Raw genomic sequence first — 14339 nt, 5'->3', positions numbered from 1 at the left:
CACGCGCAGAACTTTGGAGTAACCCCCCATGTCCCAGACCGAGTTCGACTACGTCATCGTCGGTGGCGGCACCGCGGGATCGGTGATCGCTTCCCGGCTCACCGAGAACCCCGGCGTCACCGTCGCCGTCATCGAGGGCGGCCCGTCCGACATCGGGCGCGAGGACGTCCTGACGCTGCGCAAGTGGCTCGGCCTGCTCGGCGGTGAGCTGGACTACGAGTACACGACCACCGAGCAGCCGCGCGGCAACTCGCACATCCTGCACAGCCGCGCGAAGGTCCTCGGCGGGTGCTCCTCGCACAACACGCTGATCTCCTTCAAGCCGCTGCCGTCCGACTGGGACGAGTGGGAGGAGGCCGGGGCCGCGGGCTGGAACGCCAAGGCCATGGACCCGTACTTCGGGAAGCTGCGCAACAACATCGTGCGCGTCGCCAAGAAGGACCAGAACCAGATCGCCACCGACTGGGTCGAGGCGACGAAGACGGCGCTCGGCGTGCCGGAGGTCGTGGGCTTCAATGACCAGCCCTTCGACGAGGGCGTCGGCTTCTTCGACCTCTCGTACCACCCGGAGAACAACAAGCGGTCCTCGGCGTCCGTCGCCTACCTCCACCCCCACATGGAGGCGGGTGACCGCCCGAACCTCCACCTGTTCCTGGAGACCTGGGCGCACAAGCTGGAGCTCGACGGGAAGACGGCGCGCGGCGTGCACGTCCGCACCAAGGAGGGCGAGGAGAAGCTCCTCACCGCCCGCAACGAGGTGCTCGTCTGCGCCGGTGCCGTCGACACCCCGCGCCTGCTCATGCACTCGGGCATCGGTCCGGCCAAGGACCTCCAGGCCCTCGGCATCCCGGTCGTGCACGACCTGCCGGGCGTCGGCGAGAACCTCATCGACCACCCCGAGTCGGTCATCGTCTGGGAGACCAACGGGCCGATCCCCGGCAACTCCGCGATGGACTCGGACGCCGGTCTGTTCGTGCAGCGGGACCCGGAGCACAAGGGCCCGGACCTGATGTTCCACTTCTACCAAATTCCGTTCACGGACAACCCGGAGCGCCTCGGTTACGAGCGCCCCGAGCACGGCGTCTCCATGACGCCGAACATCCCCAAGTCCCGCGCCCGCGGCCGTCTCTACCTGACGTCGGCGGACCCGGAGGTCAAGCCCGCCCTCGACTTCAAGTACTTCGAGGACGAGGGTGACTACGACGGCAAGACGCTCGTCGACGGCATCAAGCTGGCCCGCAAGGTCGCCCAGGCAGAGCCGTTCGCCAAGTGGCTCAAGCGCGAGGTCTTCCCCGGCCCGGACGTCACCGAGGACGAGGAGATCAGCGAGCTCGTGCGCAAGGCCGCGCACACCGTGTACCACCCGGCGGGAACCTGCCGAATGGGTGCTTCCACTGATGAACTCGCGGTCGTGGACCCGGAGTTGAAGATCCGGGGCCTGGCCGGAATCCGTATCGCGGACGCATCCGTCTTCCCGACGATGCCCGCCGTGAACCCGATGATCGGAGTGCTCATGGTCGGGGAAAAGTGTGCCGAGATGCTGGGAGGTGACGGCCGATGAGCGAGGCCGCCACGATGACCGAGAAGTCCACCACCGAGACCGGCCAGCCCGTCTTCGCGGTCAAGAACCTCTGGAAGGTCTTCGGCCCCAGGGCCGAACAGATACCGGGCAACACCGAGCTGCACGGTCTCGACCCGGCCGAGCTGCGCGAGCGCACCGGCTGCACCGCCGCCGTGCGCGATGTGTCCTTCGAGGTGAAGAAGGGCGAGGTCTTCGTCGTCATGGGCCTGTCGGGCTCCGGCAAGTCCACGCTCGTGCGCTGTCTGACCCGGCTCATCGAGCCCACCTCGGGCGCCGTCGCCATCGACGGCGAGGACGTCCTCGCGATGGACAAGTCCCGGCTGCGCGAGCTGCGCCGCCACCGCGCCGCCATGGTCTTCCAGCACTTCGGCCTGCTGCCGCACCGCTCGGTCCTCGACAACGTCGCCTACGGCCTGGAGATCCAGGGCGTCGGCAAGGCCGAGCGCCGCGCCAAGGCCCTCGAAGTCGTCGCCAAGGTCGGCCTCGAAGGTCTTGAGCAGCGCAAGCCCGGCCAGCTCTCCGGCGGCCAGCAGCAGCGCGTGGGCCTGGCCCGCGCCCTCGCCGTCGACCCCGAAGTCCTGCTCTTCGACGAGCCGTTCAGCGCCCTCGACCCGCTGATCCGCCGCGATATGCAGGAGGAGATCTGCCGCCTGCACGACGAAGAGGGCCGCACCATGGTCTTCATCACCCACGACCTCAGCGAGGCGCTCCGGGTCGGCGACCGCATCGCGCTGATGCGGGACGGCAAGGTCGTGCAGATCGGCACCCCCGAGGAGATCGTCGGCTCGCCCGCCGACGACTACGTCCGCGACTTCGTCCGGGACGTCCCGCGCGAGCAGGTCCTCACCGTGCGCACCGCCCTGCGCCCCGCCGACAGCGACGAGGCGGACCGCGGCCCGGCCCTCGGGCCCGACGCCACCGTCGCCGAGGCCATCGAGGCGGTGGCCCGCTCCGGCTTCCCGGTCCGCGTCATGGACAACGGGCGCTGCCTGGGCGTCGTCGACCACGAGGGACTGCTCGGCGTGGTCGCCGGGGTGGCCTCGGAGGCCGTGGGGCCCCGGCAGGGGACAGCCGACGCCGGTGAGGTGACCGCCTGATGGCCACCGCCACCGCGTCCTCAAGTCCCCTGCGAGATACCGGCGTCGGCGCCCTGCTGCGACACCGCGCCGTCGGCAAGCTCCTGCTGCTCGCCGTCGCCGCGGCCGTGCTCGTGCCGATCGCCAACGCCAAGTGGGCCTCCGGTGCCTGGCCCGACGCCCTCACCGTCGACCTGATCGATCCGCTCAACAACGTCTACAAGTGGATCGTCGACCACCGTGACAGCCACCCGCTGTTCATCTACTTCTTCGGCCACATCTCCAACGGCATCGTGGCCGCCGTGCGCGCCGTCTACCTGGTGCTCCTCGCGGGCGGCTGGGCCGGTGTCGTCGCCGGGGCAGCGCTGGTCGCCTGGCGGGTCGCCGGGGTGCGGCTCGCGGTGCTCACGGCCGCCTCGTTCGGCCTGTGCGGGCTGCTCGGCATGTGGGTGCCGACGATGCAGACCCTCGCCCTGATGGTCGTCGCCGTGCTCGCCTCCGTCGTCCTCGGCATGCTGCTCGGGCTCGCGGCCGGGCTGAGCGACCGGATCTTCCGCGTGCTGCGGCCGGTCCTCGACACCATGCAGGTCCTGCCCGCCTTCTCGTATCTGCTGCCTGTCGCGCTGGTCTTCGGCATCGGTGTGCCCGCCGCGCTCATCGCGACCGTCATCTACGCGGCTCCGCCGATGGCCCGGCTCACCGCGCTCGGTCTGCGCGGCGCCGACAGCGGCGTGATGGAGGCCGTGACCTCGCTCGGCACCACGGCCCGCCAGCGCCTGTTCTCGGCCCGGCTGCCGCTGGCCCGCAAGGAGCTGCTGCTCGGCCTCAACCAGACGATCATGATGGCGCTCTCCATGGCCGTCATCGCGTCGGTGATCGGCGGCGCCGGTCTCGGTGACCGCGTCTACCAGGCGCTCGGCTCCGTGGACGTCGGCGCGGCCCTCGCCGGCGGTCTCCCGATCGTGCTGCTCGCCATCGTCCTCGACCGCGTCACCTGCGCGGCGGGGGAGCGCCTGGGCGCCCAGGCCGAGGACACCTCGGCGCTGCGCGGCTGGCGCGGCTGGTCCGTGGCCGCCGCCCTGACCGTCGTCGTCGCGCTCGCCGTCCGCTTCGCCGACCGCCTCGACTGGCCGGCCGGCTGGACGGTGAGCATCGCCGAGCCGGTCAACACCGCCAAGGACTGGATGGTCGACCACCTCTACACCGGCATCCCCGTCGTCGGCGGCACCGCCGACTGGGCCGCGCACTTCACCACCGGCGTCCTCAACCCGGTCCGCGACGGACTGCAGTGGATGCCCTGGTGGTCCCTGCTGCTCATCGTCGCGACGCTCGCCTGGCTGATCGGCACCTGGAAGACCGCGCTCACCGCCGTCCTCGCGATGGCCGGGATCGGCGTCCTCGGCGTGTGGGACAAGTCCCTAGACACGCTGTCGCAGGTGATCGCCGCGGTCGCCGTCACGGTGATCATCGGCTTTGCGATCGGCATCGCGGCGGCCCGCAGTTCGCGCCTGGAGCGGCTGCTCCGCCCGGTCCTCGACGTCCTGCAGACGATGCCGCAGTTCGTCTACCTGATCCCGGTCGTGGGCCTCTTCGCCATCGGCCGCGCCCCCGCGTGCGCCGCGGCCATCGCCTACGCGGTGCCCGCCGTCATCCGCATCACCACGCAGGGCCTGCGCGAGGTCAGCCCGGCGGCGATGGAGTCCTCGAAGTCCCTCGGCGCCACCAGCTGGCAGCAGCTGCGCCAGGTCCAGCTCCCGCTGGCCCGGCCGACGCTGCTGCTCGCCGTCAACCAGGCGGTCGTCCTCGTCCTCGCCGTCGTCGTCATCGGCGGCATGGTCGGCGGTGGCTCGCTCGGTTACGACGTCCTGTACGGCATCGCGCAGAACGACCTCGGCGTCGGCCTGGTGGGCGGCATCGCCGTCGTCTGCCTCGGCCTGATGCTGGACCGGGTGACGCAGCCCACGGAACGCCGGGACCGCAGCGCGAAGAAGGGAGCCTGACATGCGTACGCGTACGCGAGTGGTGAGCGCTCTCACCGCAGGCGGCGCCCTCCTCGCCCTCTCCGGGTGCGGTGCCGCCGACATGACCAAGCAGGCGTCCCCGTACGCCAACGCGGGCGCCAAGACCGTGACGCTCTCCGTCCAGTCCTGGGTGGGTGCCCAGGCGGACGTGGCCGTCGCCGAGTATCTGCTCGACCACGAGCTGGGCTACCGCGTCGACAAGGTCCAGATCGACGAGGTCCCGGCCTGGGACGCGCTCAGCCAGGGCCGCGTCGACGCGATCATGGAGGACTGGGGCCACCCGGACCAGGAAAAGCTCTACATCGACGACAAGAAGACGGTCGCGCGCGGTGGCGACGTCGGCGTGACGGGCCACATCGGCTGGTTCGTCCCCACGTACTTCGCGAAGAAGCACCCGGACGTCACCGACTGGAAGAACCTCAACAAGTACGCCGACCAGCTCCGCACCCCGGAGAGCGGCGACAAGGGCCAGCTGATGGACGGCTCCCCGTCGTTCCTCACCAACGACAAGGCCCTCGTGAAGAACCTCGGCCTGGACTACCAGGTCGTCTTCGCGGGCTCCGAGGCGGCGCAGATCACCCAGATCAAGCAGTTCGCCAAGCAGCAGAAGCCGTTCCTGACGTACTGGTACAAGCCGCAGTGGCTGTTCGACAAGGTGCCGATGACGGAGGTGAAGCTGCCCAAGTACAAGGAGGGCTGCGACGCCGACCCGGCGAAGATCAAGTGCGAGTACCCGCACACGCCGCTGCAGAAGTACTTCAACGCGGACTTCGCGAAGAACGGCGGCAAGGCGGCCGAGTTCCTGAAGAAGTTCAACTGGTCCGAGGCCGACCAGAACGAGGTCTCCCTCAACATCGCCGACAAGAAGATGTCCCCTCAGGACGCGGCGGAGAAGTGGGTCTCCGAGAACGAGTCCAAGTGGCGGGCCTGGATCCCGAAGTGAGCCCTGCGGGTGGGTGGGACTTCCTTTCTCCCACCCACCCGCTGCTCTGCCCCACCCGTTGCTCTGCGACTAACGGAGACCCAGGGCAAGGTCGTTCAGCCGGGCCATCGTCGCCTTCAGCAGGCCCGGGCCGAACGTGATGCGGGTGGCGCCGAGCATGCCGAGGCCGCCGAGGTCCGAGGCCGGCCGCGCCACCACGTTCAGCGGCCCGTCGACCGACTCCCGCAGTACGGGGACGACTTCGGGGGGCGCCATGATCGGGTAGACGCAGTCGGCGCCCGCCGCGACATAGAGCCGGGCCCGTTCGATCGCCCGCTCCGGGTCGGTGACGCCCCGTACGAAGGTGTCCACGCGGGCGTTGAGGAACATCCGGTCCCCGGCGGCGGCCCGGACCTCGGCCAGCCAATCGGCCTGCTCCTGCGGGTCCTTGAGCCCCTCGGGGGTCGAGTCCTCCAGATTGCAGCCGACGGCTCCCGCCTCCAGGAGGCGCTCCACGATCTCCTTGGGGGCGAGGCCGTACCCGCGCTCGATGTCCGCGCTGACGGGCACGTCGACGGCCCGGGCGATACGGGCGACCGCGGCGAACATCTCGTCCGCGGGCAGCTCACCGTCCGCGTACCCCAGCGACGCCGACACCCCCGCGCTCGGCGTCGCCAGGGCCGGGAAGCCCGCCTCCGCGAAGACCTTGGCGCTGGCCGCGTCCCAGGGGCCCGGCAGGACCAGCGGGTCGCCGGGGGAGCGGCCGTGGTGCAGGGCGCGGAACACCGTGACGCCGTCCGTGCTGTCGGCGGCGCTCACTTCTGGTGTCCCGGCGGGGTGCGCAGGGCCACGTCGGGATGGACCATGGCGTGCCGCATGGTGGGGTAACTCCTTTGTCTGCGGAGCGAGTTGGCGAGGGGGAGTGGTGGCGGTCAGGCGGGGCGGTGTGCCGTCGAGCCCGGTGTGTAGTGGCCCGGCACCATCCGCGTGGTCACGGCGAACCGGTTCCAGGCGTTGATGACCGTGATCGCGGCGATGAGGTGCGCCAGCTCGGTCTCGTCGAAGTGCTTGGCGGCCTTCTCGTAGACCTCGTCGGGCACGAAGCCGTCGGTGAGGACGGTGACGGCCTCCGTCAGCTCGATCGCCGCGATCTCCTTCGCGGTGTAGAAGTGCTTCGACTCCTCCCACCCGTTGAGCTGCACGATCCGCTCGACGCTCTCGCCCGCGGCGAGCGCGTCCTTGGTGTGCATGTCGAGGCAGAAGGCGCAGTGGTTGATCTGCGAGGCGCGGATCTTGACCAGTTCGAGGACGACCGGGTCGACGCCCTTACGGGCGGCCGTGTCGAGCCGGATCATGGCCTTGTAGACGTCGGGGGCGAGGCCGCCGAGGTCGAGCCGCGGGGTGTGCTCGGCCAGGTACTCGCGCTGGTCCTGGGCGGGCTGGTCCTGGGCGGTCCGGTTGCTGTTCTCGTTCGTGCTCATGTCCCTGACTCTATGAGTGGAATAGCCCAGAGGTATGGTCCATTCCCATGGAAGAAACCTGGGCCACTTTGGGGGTCGACCTCCACCTGGACACGGCGGTCGGCGAGGCGGCGGCCGCGCCCGGGACCGGCGTCCGCAAGGGCCTCACCGACGCCCTGCGCGAGGCGGTACGGGGCGGCCGGCTCGCCCCCGGCACCCGGCTGCCCTCCTCCCGCTCCCTCGCCGTCGACCTGGGCATCGCCCGCAACACCGTCGCCGACGCCTATGCGGACCTGGTGGCGGAGGGCTGGCTCACCGCGCGGCAGGGCTCGGGCACACGGGTCGCCGACCGCCCGGTGCCGAGCCCCGTGAAGCCCCCGGTCTCCCGGGCCCGCAAGTCCACCGGGCCCGCGTACAACCTCATGCCCGGCACCCCCGACCTGGCGTCCTTCCCCCGCACCGAGTGGCTGAAGGCGGCCCGCCGCGCCCTGGCGGCCGCCCCCAACGAGGCGTTCGGCTACGGCGACCCGCGCGGCCGCGTCGAGCTGCGCACCGCCCTCGCGGACTATCTGTCCCGGGCGCGCGGCGTGCACGCCGACCCCGACCGCATCGTCATCTGCTCGGGCTTCGCGCACGGGCTGATGCTGCTCGGCGCGGTGCTGCGGGGGCGCGGGGTGCGGGACATCGCGGTCGAGTCGTACGGCCTGGACGCGCACTGGGGGATCCTGTCCCGGGCGGGCCTGCGCACGACGCCGCTGGAGCGCGATGAACTCGGCACGCACACAGGGGAGTTGGGCGGGGGAGGGGCCCGCTTCAAGGCGGCGCTGCTCACCCCGGCGCACCAGTTCCCGATGGGCGTTCCGCTCCACCCCGACCGGCGCGCGGAGGCCGTCGACTGGGCGCGCCGCACCGGTGGCCTGATCCTGGAGGACGACTACGACGGCGAGTTCCGCTACGACCGCCAGCCCGTCGGTGCGCTCCAGGGCCTCGACCCGGACCACGTGGTCTACCTGGGCACGGCCAGCAAGTCCCTCGCCCCGGGCCTGCGTCTCGGCTGGATGGTGCTTCCGCCCCGGCTCGTCCCGGAGGTCCTCGAGGAGAAGGGCGGCTCGGACTGGGCGTGCGGCGCGATGGACCAGCTGACCCTCGCGGAGTTCCTCACGTCGGGCGCCTACGACCGGCACGTGCGCGGCGCCCGCCTCCGCTACCGGCGCCGCCGCGACCAGTTGGTGGCCGCACTCGCCGAGCGGGCGCCCGAGGTGCGGGCGAGCGGGATCGCGGCGGGCCTGCACGCGGTCCTCCGGCTCCCGCCGGGCACCGAGCGCTCGGTCGTCCAGGCGGCGAGCTGGCAGCGGCTCGCGGTCCAGGGGGTCTCGCACTTCCGGCACCCGCGGGCGACAGTTCCGGACTTCGATGCGCTGGTCGTGGGGTACGGGACGCCGGCGGACCACGCGTGGGCGGGGGCGCTCGAAGCGCTGTGCCGGGCGCTGCCGTAGTCATCACGCCAATCGCCCGGTGGGTCAGGGGCGTTGACCGGTTCGGTTCCTTGCGGGGCGATCACGGTCTGCTTAGCGTCGATCACGCATCGCACGGAGATCACTTCTGCCGCCCCCACCGGGGCGGCGGCTCCCGCACGCCCTGAAGGAGAGAGCGCATGTACGGCACCGAGCCCATCGAGCCCTCCGAGTACATCCAGAACCGCAATCAGCAGACCGAGTCCTTACCGAGCCCCAGCAGCGGGGACTACGAGGACGCCGCGAGAGGTCTGATAGCGGTGCCCGACGTGCCGTTCATCCCGGCCAAGGGCGGCAAGGAGGAGATGGTCTGGAGCTTCGCCTCCTACGACTTCCTGCGGGACGACGAGACCTCTCCCCCCTCCGTCAACCCGAGCCTGTGGCGGCAGGGCACCCTGACCGCCCAGTCCGGTCTGTTCCAGGTCCTGGCCAACGGGCCCCGCGTCATCTACCAGATCCGCGGCTACGACCTGTCGAACATGACCATCGTGACCGGCGACACCGGCCTGATCGTCATCGACCCGCTCGCCTCGTACGAGACGGCGCGGTCCGCCCTCGAGCTCTACCGGACGACCACCGAGGACTCGCGGCCGATCACCGCGGTGATCTACACGCACAGCCACGTCGACCACTTCGGCGGCTCCCGCGGCCTGTTCGCGGAGAAGGGCGACGTGGTCCCGGAGGACCTCGCGGTCTACGCCCCGATCGGCTTCCTGGAGCACGCGATCAGGGAGAACGTCCTCGCGGGTCCCGCGATGGCGCGCCGGGCGGAGTTCATGTACGCCGCGGGCCTCGACAAGGGCCCGTTCGGGCAGGTCGGCGCGGGCCTCGGCCTGACGATCTCCACCGGCGAGGTGACGCTGATCCCGCCGCGCCACTACGTCGGCGGCCCCGAGATCCCGACGACGCCGCAGAGCAACTGGTCCGCGCAGTACGTGATCCCGTGGCGGCCCGGCCTGTACACGCAGACCGTCGACGGCGTGCCCATCGTCTTCCAGCTGACGCCCGGCACCGAGGCGCCCGCGGAGATGAACTTCTACTTCCCCGAGCTCAGGGCCCTGTGCATGGCGGAGAACGCCACCCACACCCTGCACAACCTGCTCAGCCTGCGCGGCGCCCAGGTCCGCGACCCGCACGCGTGGTCGAAGTACCTCACCGAGGCGATCCAGACCTTCGGCGAGCACACCGATGTCGAGTTCGCCTCGCACCACTGGCCGCGCTGGGGCAAGGACTCGATCATCGAGTTCCTGTCGAACCAGCGGGACATGTACGCCTACCTCAACGACCAGGCGCTGCGCCTCATCGACGCCGGATACACGGGCATCGAGATCTCCGAGAAGCTCAAGCACCTGCCGCGCGGCCTGGCCGAGCACTGGTACGACCAGGGGTACTACGGCTCGCTGAGCCACAACCTCAAGGCCGTCTACCAGCGCTACATCGGCTGGTTCGACGGCAACCCCGCCCACCTGTGGACGCTGCCGCCCATCGAGGCGGGCGTGCAGTACGTGACGGCGATGGGCGGCCCGGAGGCCGTCAACGCCAAGGCGCAGGAGGCGCTCTCGGCCGATCCGCCGCAGTACCGGTGGGCCGCCGAGCTGCTCAACCACGTCATCTTCGCCTCCGGTGACCCGGACTTCACCATCGCCAAGGACGCCCTGGACCAGGCCAAGCAGCTCCAGTCCCAGACGTTCACCCAGCTCGGCTTCGGCGCCGAGAACGCCACGTGGCGCAACTTCTTCCTCACCGGCGCCCAGGAGGTCGTCGAAGGACCGCAGAAGCGCACCCCGCAGAGCGCTTCCGACCTGGTGCGGAGCATGACCCTGGGGCTGTTCTTCCAGGCCATGGCGAAGGCCGTCGACGGGCCGAAGGCGGCGGAGGGGCAGACCACGCCCATCGTCCTGCGCTGGGTCCTCGAAGACCCCCGCCAGGAGGCCACCACCACCCTGCGCAACGGCGCCCTGATCTACGTCGAGGGCCCGGACGCCCTGGCGGGCAAGCCCACCGCCACGATCACGCTCACGCGCAAGGCACTCAACGAACTGGCCCTGTCCGGACCGCGGTTCACCCAGAACTTCGACGAGCAGGTCACCGCGGGCACCATCCAGGTCGACGACAAGGCGGCCGCGGACACGGTCTTCGGCTACCTGGTCTTCCCCGACCCGAGGTTCCCGATCGTCACGCCGCGCTGACCGGTGCTGCGGGGGCGGGGCGCTCCTGGGGTGCGGCTTGCCGTCCTGGGCCGGGCCCCCTCGCGGGGGGCCCGGCCTCCTCGCCCCCGATCAGCGCTTCCCCCGATCAGCGCTTCCCCCCGATCAGCGGTGCCCCCTTGACGGGCTTGACGGGCTCGGCGCCTCCCCGAACCGCGCCAGCGCCAGCGCCCCCACCACCGCCACCACAAACCCCAGCACCGCCAGCCACCCCAGCCCCTCCCGTGTCCTGTCGCCCAGCCACACCACGCCCACCAGCGCCGGACCGACCGTCTCACCGATGACCATCCCGGCCGTCGCCGTCGTCACCGACCCCCGCTGCAGCGCCGACGTGAGCAGCAGGAACGCCGCACCACCGCCCACGAGCAGGGCGTACGTCGCGGGATTGGAGAGCAGCGCACCCGGCGAGACGTCGTCGATGAGGCGCACCGTCACCTCCACCACGCCGAAGCCGCAGCCCGCACCCAGGCCCAGCGCCAGCGCACGCCCCCGGTCGGGGAGCCGGCCCGCCACCGCACCGAGCAGCAGCACGGCCACCGCGACCCCGAGCATCGCGTACCGCAGCGTCGCCGACCCGCCGTGCTCGCCCTCGTCACCGGAGGCCAGCCCCAGCATCGCCAGGCCCGCGCAGACCACCCCCACCGCGCCCCACTCCACCCCGCTCAGCCGCACGTGCAGCAGCCGCGCCGCCACCACCGCCGTCACGGCGAGCGAGGCCGCGAGCGCCGCCCCCACCGCGTAGATGGGGATCGATCTGAGCGCGACGATCTGGAGCAGGAAACCCAGGCCGTCCAGGCCGAGGCCGAGGAGGTACCGCCACTGCCGCGCGGCGCGCAGCAGCAGCGCCGGGTCGACGCCCGAGCCGGAGCCGGGCGCCGTGGAGCGGGTGGCGACCGCCTGGAAGACGGAGGCCGTACCGAAGCAGACCGCGGAACCCAGTGCGCAAATCATCCCAAGGGGCATGAAGGGACAGTAGTTGAGGCTGAGGCCCAGGGGGCGCCCGGCGGGTCCGCCCGGGCGTTGCCTACCCTCACGCACCATGACCGAAGTCCCACCACGCACCGCGCCGCTGCCTGCCGCGTCCCCGCCCGCCTCCACGTCCCCGCCCGCCTCCGCCCCGCGCCGCCGGATGCGCTCCAGCACCGTCGCCCTCGGCGGCATGGGCGTGCTCGCCGCGGCCCTCACGTCCTGCGGCTCCGACCCGGACCGCCGCTGCGTGGACCGTGACAGCTACAACTTCACCGACGGCTACCGCATCGTGAGCGACAGCAACTGCGCGTCGGGCGCGCAGGGCTCATCGTCGTCCCGCAAGGGTTCCTCGGGGTCCTTCGGCACCGGCAAGCAGGGGCGTGTGGACGCCGCCTGGTACTACGACGCAGACGTCACCGGCCGCCGCGCGGACTACGGCACGTTCAGCCGCAGCGAGGCAGTGGACCGGAACGGCTTCGGCTGCTCGGGCAGCGGCGGCGGCTGAGCGCGCCGAAGCCGAAGCCGAAGCACCCCCTCAAGGACCCCCGATGAAACGCCACACCACCACCCCCCGCCCCGGCTGGCAGCAGACGGTCGAGGACCAGGGCCTCATCTACCCGCTCACCCGCTACCCGGACGACACGCTGCGCCCGTACTGGGACGAGTCCGCGTACTACGTCTTCTCGCTGCCCGAGGTGGAGGCCCTGGAGGAGGTCGTCGAGGAGCTGCACGCGATGTGTCTCGCGGCGGCGGAGCACCTGGTGGCCCGCGACCGCCTGGCGCAGGACCTGGGCATCACGGACCCCCGCCTCGCCGGCCTCATCAAGGAGTCCTGGCGCCGCAGGGCCGAACTCCCGTCCCTCTACGGCCGGTTCGACCTGCGCCATGACGGCACGGGCCCGGCGAAGCTCCTCGAGTACAACGCGGACACCCCGACCTCCCTCGTCGAGGCGGCCGGCCCCCAGTGGTTCTGGATGGAGGAGCGCTTCCCCGGCGCCGACCAGTGGAACTCCCTCCACGAGCGCCTGGTCGAAGCCTGGCGGAGGCAGGCCGAGCTGCTCCCGCCGGGCAGCCCCCTCTACTTCGCGCACTCCGCGGGCGACGAGCTCGGCGAGGACCTGATGACGGTCGCGTATCTGCGGGAGACGGCCGACCAGGCGGGCCTTGCCACGGAGTCCATCTCGATGGAGGACATCGGCTGGGACCGTCTCTCCGGCCGCTTCGTCGACAAGAAGCTCCGCTTCCTGCGCAGTTGCTTCAAGCTCTACCCCTGGGAGTGGCTGGCCACGGACCGCTTCGGCCCGCACGTCCTGGACACCCTGGACAACGGCGGCGGCACGGGCAGCACGCTGTGGATCGAGCCCGCCTGGAAGATGCTGCTCTCCAACAAGGCGCTCCTCGCGATCCTCTGGGAGCTCTACCCGGGGCATCCGAACCTCCTCCCCGCCTACCTGGACGGCCCGCGCGACCTCGCCGCCACGACGGGCTGGGTCGCCAAGCCCCTCCTGGGCCGCGAGGGCGCCGGGGTGACGGTCCACGACCCGGGCGCCCCCGCCGCCGTACGCGAAGAGCCGTGCTGCTACCAGGAGTTGGCGCCACTGCCGGACTTCGACGGCAACCGCACGGTGCTGGGCGCGTGGGTCGTCGAGGGGGAGGCGGCGGGCCTCGGCATCCGGGAGTCGTCGGGCCTGATCACGGACGAGTACGCCCGCTTCCTGCCCCACGTGATCCTCTGACCGCCGGAGAATTCTTTGAACTCCCCGGCGGAGACGTCCCGTTGTCCGCCACATACCCTGCACCCATGGACGACAGGATCAATACAAGCCAGCCGCACACGGCGCGCATCTGGAACTACTGGCTCGGGGGCAAGGACAACTACGAGGTGGACCAGGCGGCGGGTGACCAGATCCGCGAGCTCCACCCCGGCATCGGGGAGTACGCCCGCGCCGACCGGGTCTTCCTCGGCCGCGCGGTGCAGCACCTGGTGGCGAAGGAGGGCATACGGCAGTTCCTGGACATCGGTACGGGCCTGCCCACCGCCGACAACACCCACGAGGTGGCCCAGCGTCTCGCCCCGGAGTCCCGCGTCGTCTACGTGGACAACGACCCGCTGGTCCTCGTCCACGCCCGCGCACTGCTCACCAGCACCCCCGAGGGCCGCACCGACTACCTCGACCAGGACCTGCGCGACGTCGACGTGATCCTCGAACAGGCCGCGAGGACCCTGGACTTCAGCAAGCCCGTCGCCCTGATCCTGCTCGGCGTCGTCATCTTCCTCGACGACGACCCCGAGGCGTACGGCGTCGTGCGGCGCGTCATGGACGCCCTGCCGTCCGGCAGCCACCTCGTCCTCAGCCACACCATCACCCGGCCGGACATGCCCGACGTGGACGCCGCCGTCGCGTTCTGGAACGAGCACGGCACCCCGAAGCTCACCCAGCGCACCCCCGAGCAGATCACCCGGTTCTTCGACGGCCTTGACCTCCTCGAGCCGGGCGTCGTGTCGTGCAACAAGTGGCGCGCGGACGCCGCCGAGGGGCCGCTGGAGGACGTGGCGATGTTCGGCGGCGTCGCGCGCAAACCCTGAA

General features: G+C 71.2%; 12 protein-coding genes. 9 read left to right on the top strand and 3 right to left on the bottom strand.

All coding sequences use genetic code 11. The annotated features are described in order from the left end of the window. The first annotated feature begins 28 nt into the window (after nt 1-28). From ACFWYM_RS33470 to ACFWYM_RS33455, 4 genes are read left to right on the top strand one after another with little or no spacing between them, the layout of a single operon-like run. Nucleotides 29-1561 carry a GMC family oxidoreductase gene (locus tag ACFWYM_RS33470; protein ID WP_384845903.1) on the top strand — a complete coding sequence of 511 codons (1533 nt, stop codon included), beginning with the start codon at nt 29-31 and terminating at the stop codon, nt 1559-1561. Next, a complete protein-coding gene (locus ACFWYM_RS33465) occupies nt 1558-2679 on the top strand; it encodes a glycine betaine/L-proline ABC transporter ATP-binding protein (RefSeq protein WP_384845901.1) in 1122 nt (373 codons plus the stop codon). Before ACFWYM_RS33470 ends, ACFWYM_RS33465 begins: the two co-directional genes overlap by 4 nt. Continuing rightward, nucleotides 2679-4658 carry an ABC transporter permease gene (locus tag ACFWYM_RS33460; RefSeq protein WP_384845899.1) on the top strand — a complete coding sequence of 660 codons (1980 nt, stop codon included), beginning with the start codon at nt 2679-2681 and terminating at the stop codon, nt 4656-4658. Before ACFWYM_RS33465 ends, ACFWYM_RS33460 begins: the two co-directional genes overlap by 1 nt. Before the next feature lies 1 nt (nt 4659). Next, nucleotides 4660-5622, top strand: a complete 963-nt coding sequence (locus ACFWYM_RS33455; protein ID WP_384845897.1) for a glycine betaine ABC transporter substrate-binding protein — start codon at nt 4660-4662, stop codon at nt 5620-5622. A 69-nt stretch (nt 5623-5691) separates the two neighbouring features. On the opposite strand, the gene ACFWYM_RS33450 is transcribed toward ACFWYM_RS33455, so the two are convergent. Together ACFWYM_RS33450 and ACFWYM_RS33445 are read right to left on the bottom strand one after the other, a co-directional pair. Next, nucleotides 5692-6420: an isocitrate lyase/phosphoenolpyruvate mutase family protein gene (locus ACFWYM_RS33450; RefSeq protein WP_384845895.1), complete on the bottom strand. Its 729-nt coding sequence runs from the start codon at nt 6418-6420 to the stop codon at nt 5692-5694. A gap of 113 nt (nt 6421-6533) precedes the next feature. Then, nucleotides 6534-7082: a carboxymuconolactone decarboxylase family protein gene (locus ACFWYM_RS33445; protein ID WP_384845893.1), complete on the bottom strand. Its 549-nt coding sequence runs from the start codon at nt 7080-7082 to the stop codon at nt 6534-6536. 47 nt (nt 7083-7129) lie between these two features. Here ACFWYM_RS33445 and ACFWYM_RS33440 point away from each other — a divergent pair, with 47 nt between their 5' ends. Both ACFWYM_RS33440 and ACFWYM_RS33435 read left to right on the top strand, forming a co-directional pair. Beyond that, nucleotides 7130-8557, top strand: a complete 1428-nt coding sequence (locus ACFWYM_RS33440) for a PLP-dependent aminotransferase family protein (RefSeq protein WP_384845891.1) — start codon at nt 7130-7132, stop codon at nt 8555-8557. Between the two features lie 158 nt (nt 8558-8715). Then, a complete protein-coding gene (locus ACFWYM_RS33435; RefSeq protein WP_384845889.1) occupies nt 8716-10764 on the top strand; it encodes an alkyl/aryl-sulfatase in 2049 nt (682 codons plus the stop codon). A gap of 123 nt (nt 10765-10887) precedes the next feature. On the opposite strand, the gene ACFWYM_RS33430 is transcribed toward ACFWYM_RS33435, so the two are convergent. Continuing rightward, the gene (locus ACFWYM_RS33430; protein ID WP_384845943.1) at nt 10888-11733 is read right to left on the bottom strand and encodes a hypothetical protein; all 846 of its coding nucleotides are present in this window, start codon (nt 11731-11733) and stop codon (nt 10888-10890) included. Nucleotides 11734-11911: 178 nt separating this feature from the next. Between ACFWYM_RS33430 and ACFWYM_RS33425 the strand changes: the two genes are divergently transcribed. The 3 genes from ACFWYM_RS33425 (at nt 11912) to ACFWYM_RS33415 (ending at nt 14338) form a co-directional block, all read left to right on the top strand. After that, nucleotides 11912-12256 carry a hypothetical protein gene (locus ACFWYM_RS33425; protein ID WP_384845941.1) on the top strand — a complete coding sequence of 115 codons (345 nt, stop codon included), beginning with the start codon at nt 11912-11914 and terminating at the stop codon, nt 12254-12256. Between the two features lie 43 nt (nt 12257-12299). Further along, entirely contained in the window at nt 12300-13487 is a 1188-nt protein-coding gene (locus tag ACFWYM_RS33420; protein ID WP_384845887.1) for a glutathionylspermidine synthase family protein, read from the top strand. 65 nt (nt 13488-13552) lie between these two features. Beyond that, a complete protein-coding gene (locus ACFWYM_RS33415; RefSeq protein WP_384845885.1) occupies nt 13553-14338 on the top strand; it encodes an SAM-dependent methyltransferase in 786 nt (261 codons plus the stop codon). Nucleotide 14339: the final 1 nt, after the last annotated feature.

The organism is Streptomyces sp. NPDC059009, assembly GCF_042740175.1.
In the GTDB taxonomy this organism is placed as follows: Bacteria; Actinomycetota; Actinomycetes; order Streptomycetales; family Streptomycetaceae; genus Streptomyces.
Note: the sequence above shows the minus strand (reverse complement) of the source record. Positions and strands in the feature narration are given on the sequence as shown.

Bases quoted from the DNA above. Each gene is read 5' to 3' on its own strand.
- ACFWYM_RS33420 (WP_384845887.1), top strand. From the start codon at position 12,300: ATGAAACGCCACACCACCACCCCCCGCCCCGGCTGGCAGCAGACGGTC.
- ACFWYM_RS33440 (WP_384845891.1), top strand. From the start codon at position 7,130: ATGGAAGAAACCTGGGCCACTTTGGGGGTCGACCTCCACCTGGACACG.
- ACFWYM_RS33465 (WP_384845901.1), top strand. From the start codon at position 1,558: ATGAGCGAGGCCGCCACGATGACCGAGAAGTCCACCACCGAGACCGGC.
- ACFWYM_RS33455 (WP_384845897.1), top strand. From the start codon at position 4,660: ATGCGTACGCGTACGCGAGTGGTGAGCGCTCTCACCGCAGGCGGCGCC.
- ACFWYM_RS33435 (WP_384845889.1), top strand. From the start codon at position 8,716: ATGTACGGCACCGAGCCCATCGAGCCCTCCGAGTACATCCAGAACCGC.
- ACFWYM_RS33445 (WP_384845893.1), bottom strand. From the start codon at position 7,082: ATGAGCACGAACGAGAACAGCAACCGGACCGCCCAGGACCAGCCCGCC.
- ACFWYM_RS33430 (WP_384845943.1), bottom strand. From the start codon at position 11,733: ATGATTTGCGCACTGGGTTCCGCGGTCTGCTTCGGTACGGCCTCCGTC.
- ACFWYM_RS33460 (WP_384845899.1), top strand. From the start codon at position 2,679: ATGGCCACCGCCACCGCGTCCTCAAGTCCCCTGCGAGATACCGGCGTC.
- ACFWYM_RS33415 (WP_384845885.1), top strand. From the start codon at position 13,553: ATGGACGACAGGATCAATACAAGCCAGCCGCACACGGCGCGCATCTGG.
- ACFWYM_RS33425 (WP_384845941.1), top strand. From the start codon at position 11,912: ATGCGCTCCAGCACCGTCGCCCTCGGCGGCATGGGCGTGCTCGCCGCG.
- ACFWYM_RS33470 (WP_384845903.1), top strand. From the start codon at position 29: ATGTCCCAGACCGAGTTCGACTACGTCATCGTCGGTGGCGGCACCGCG.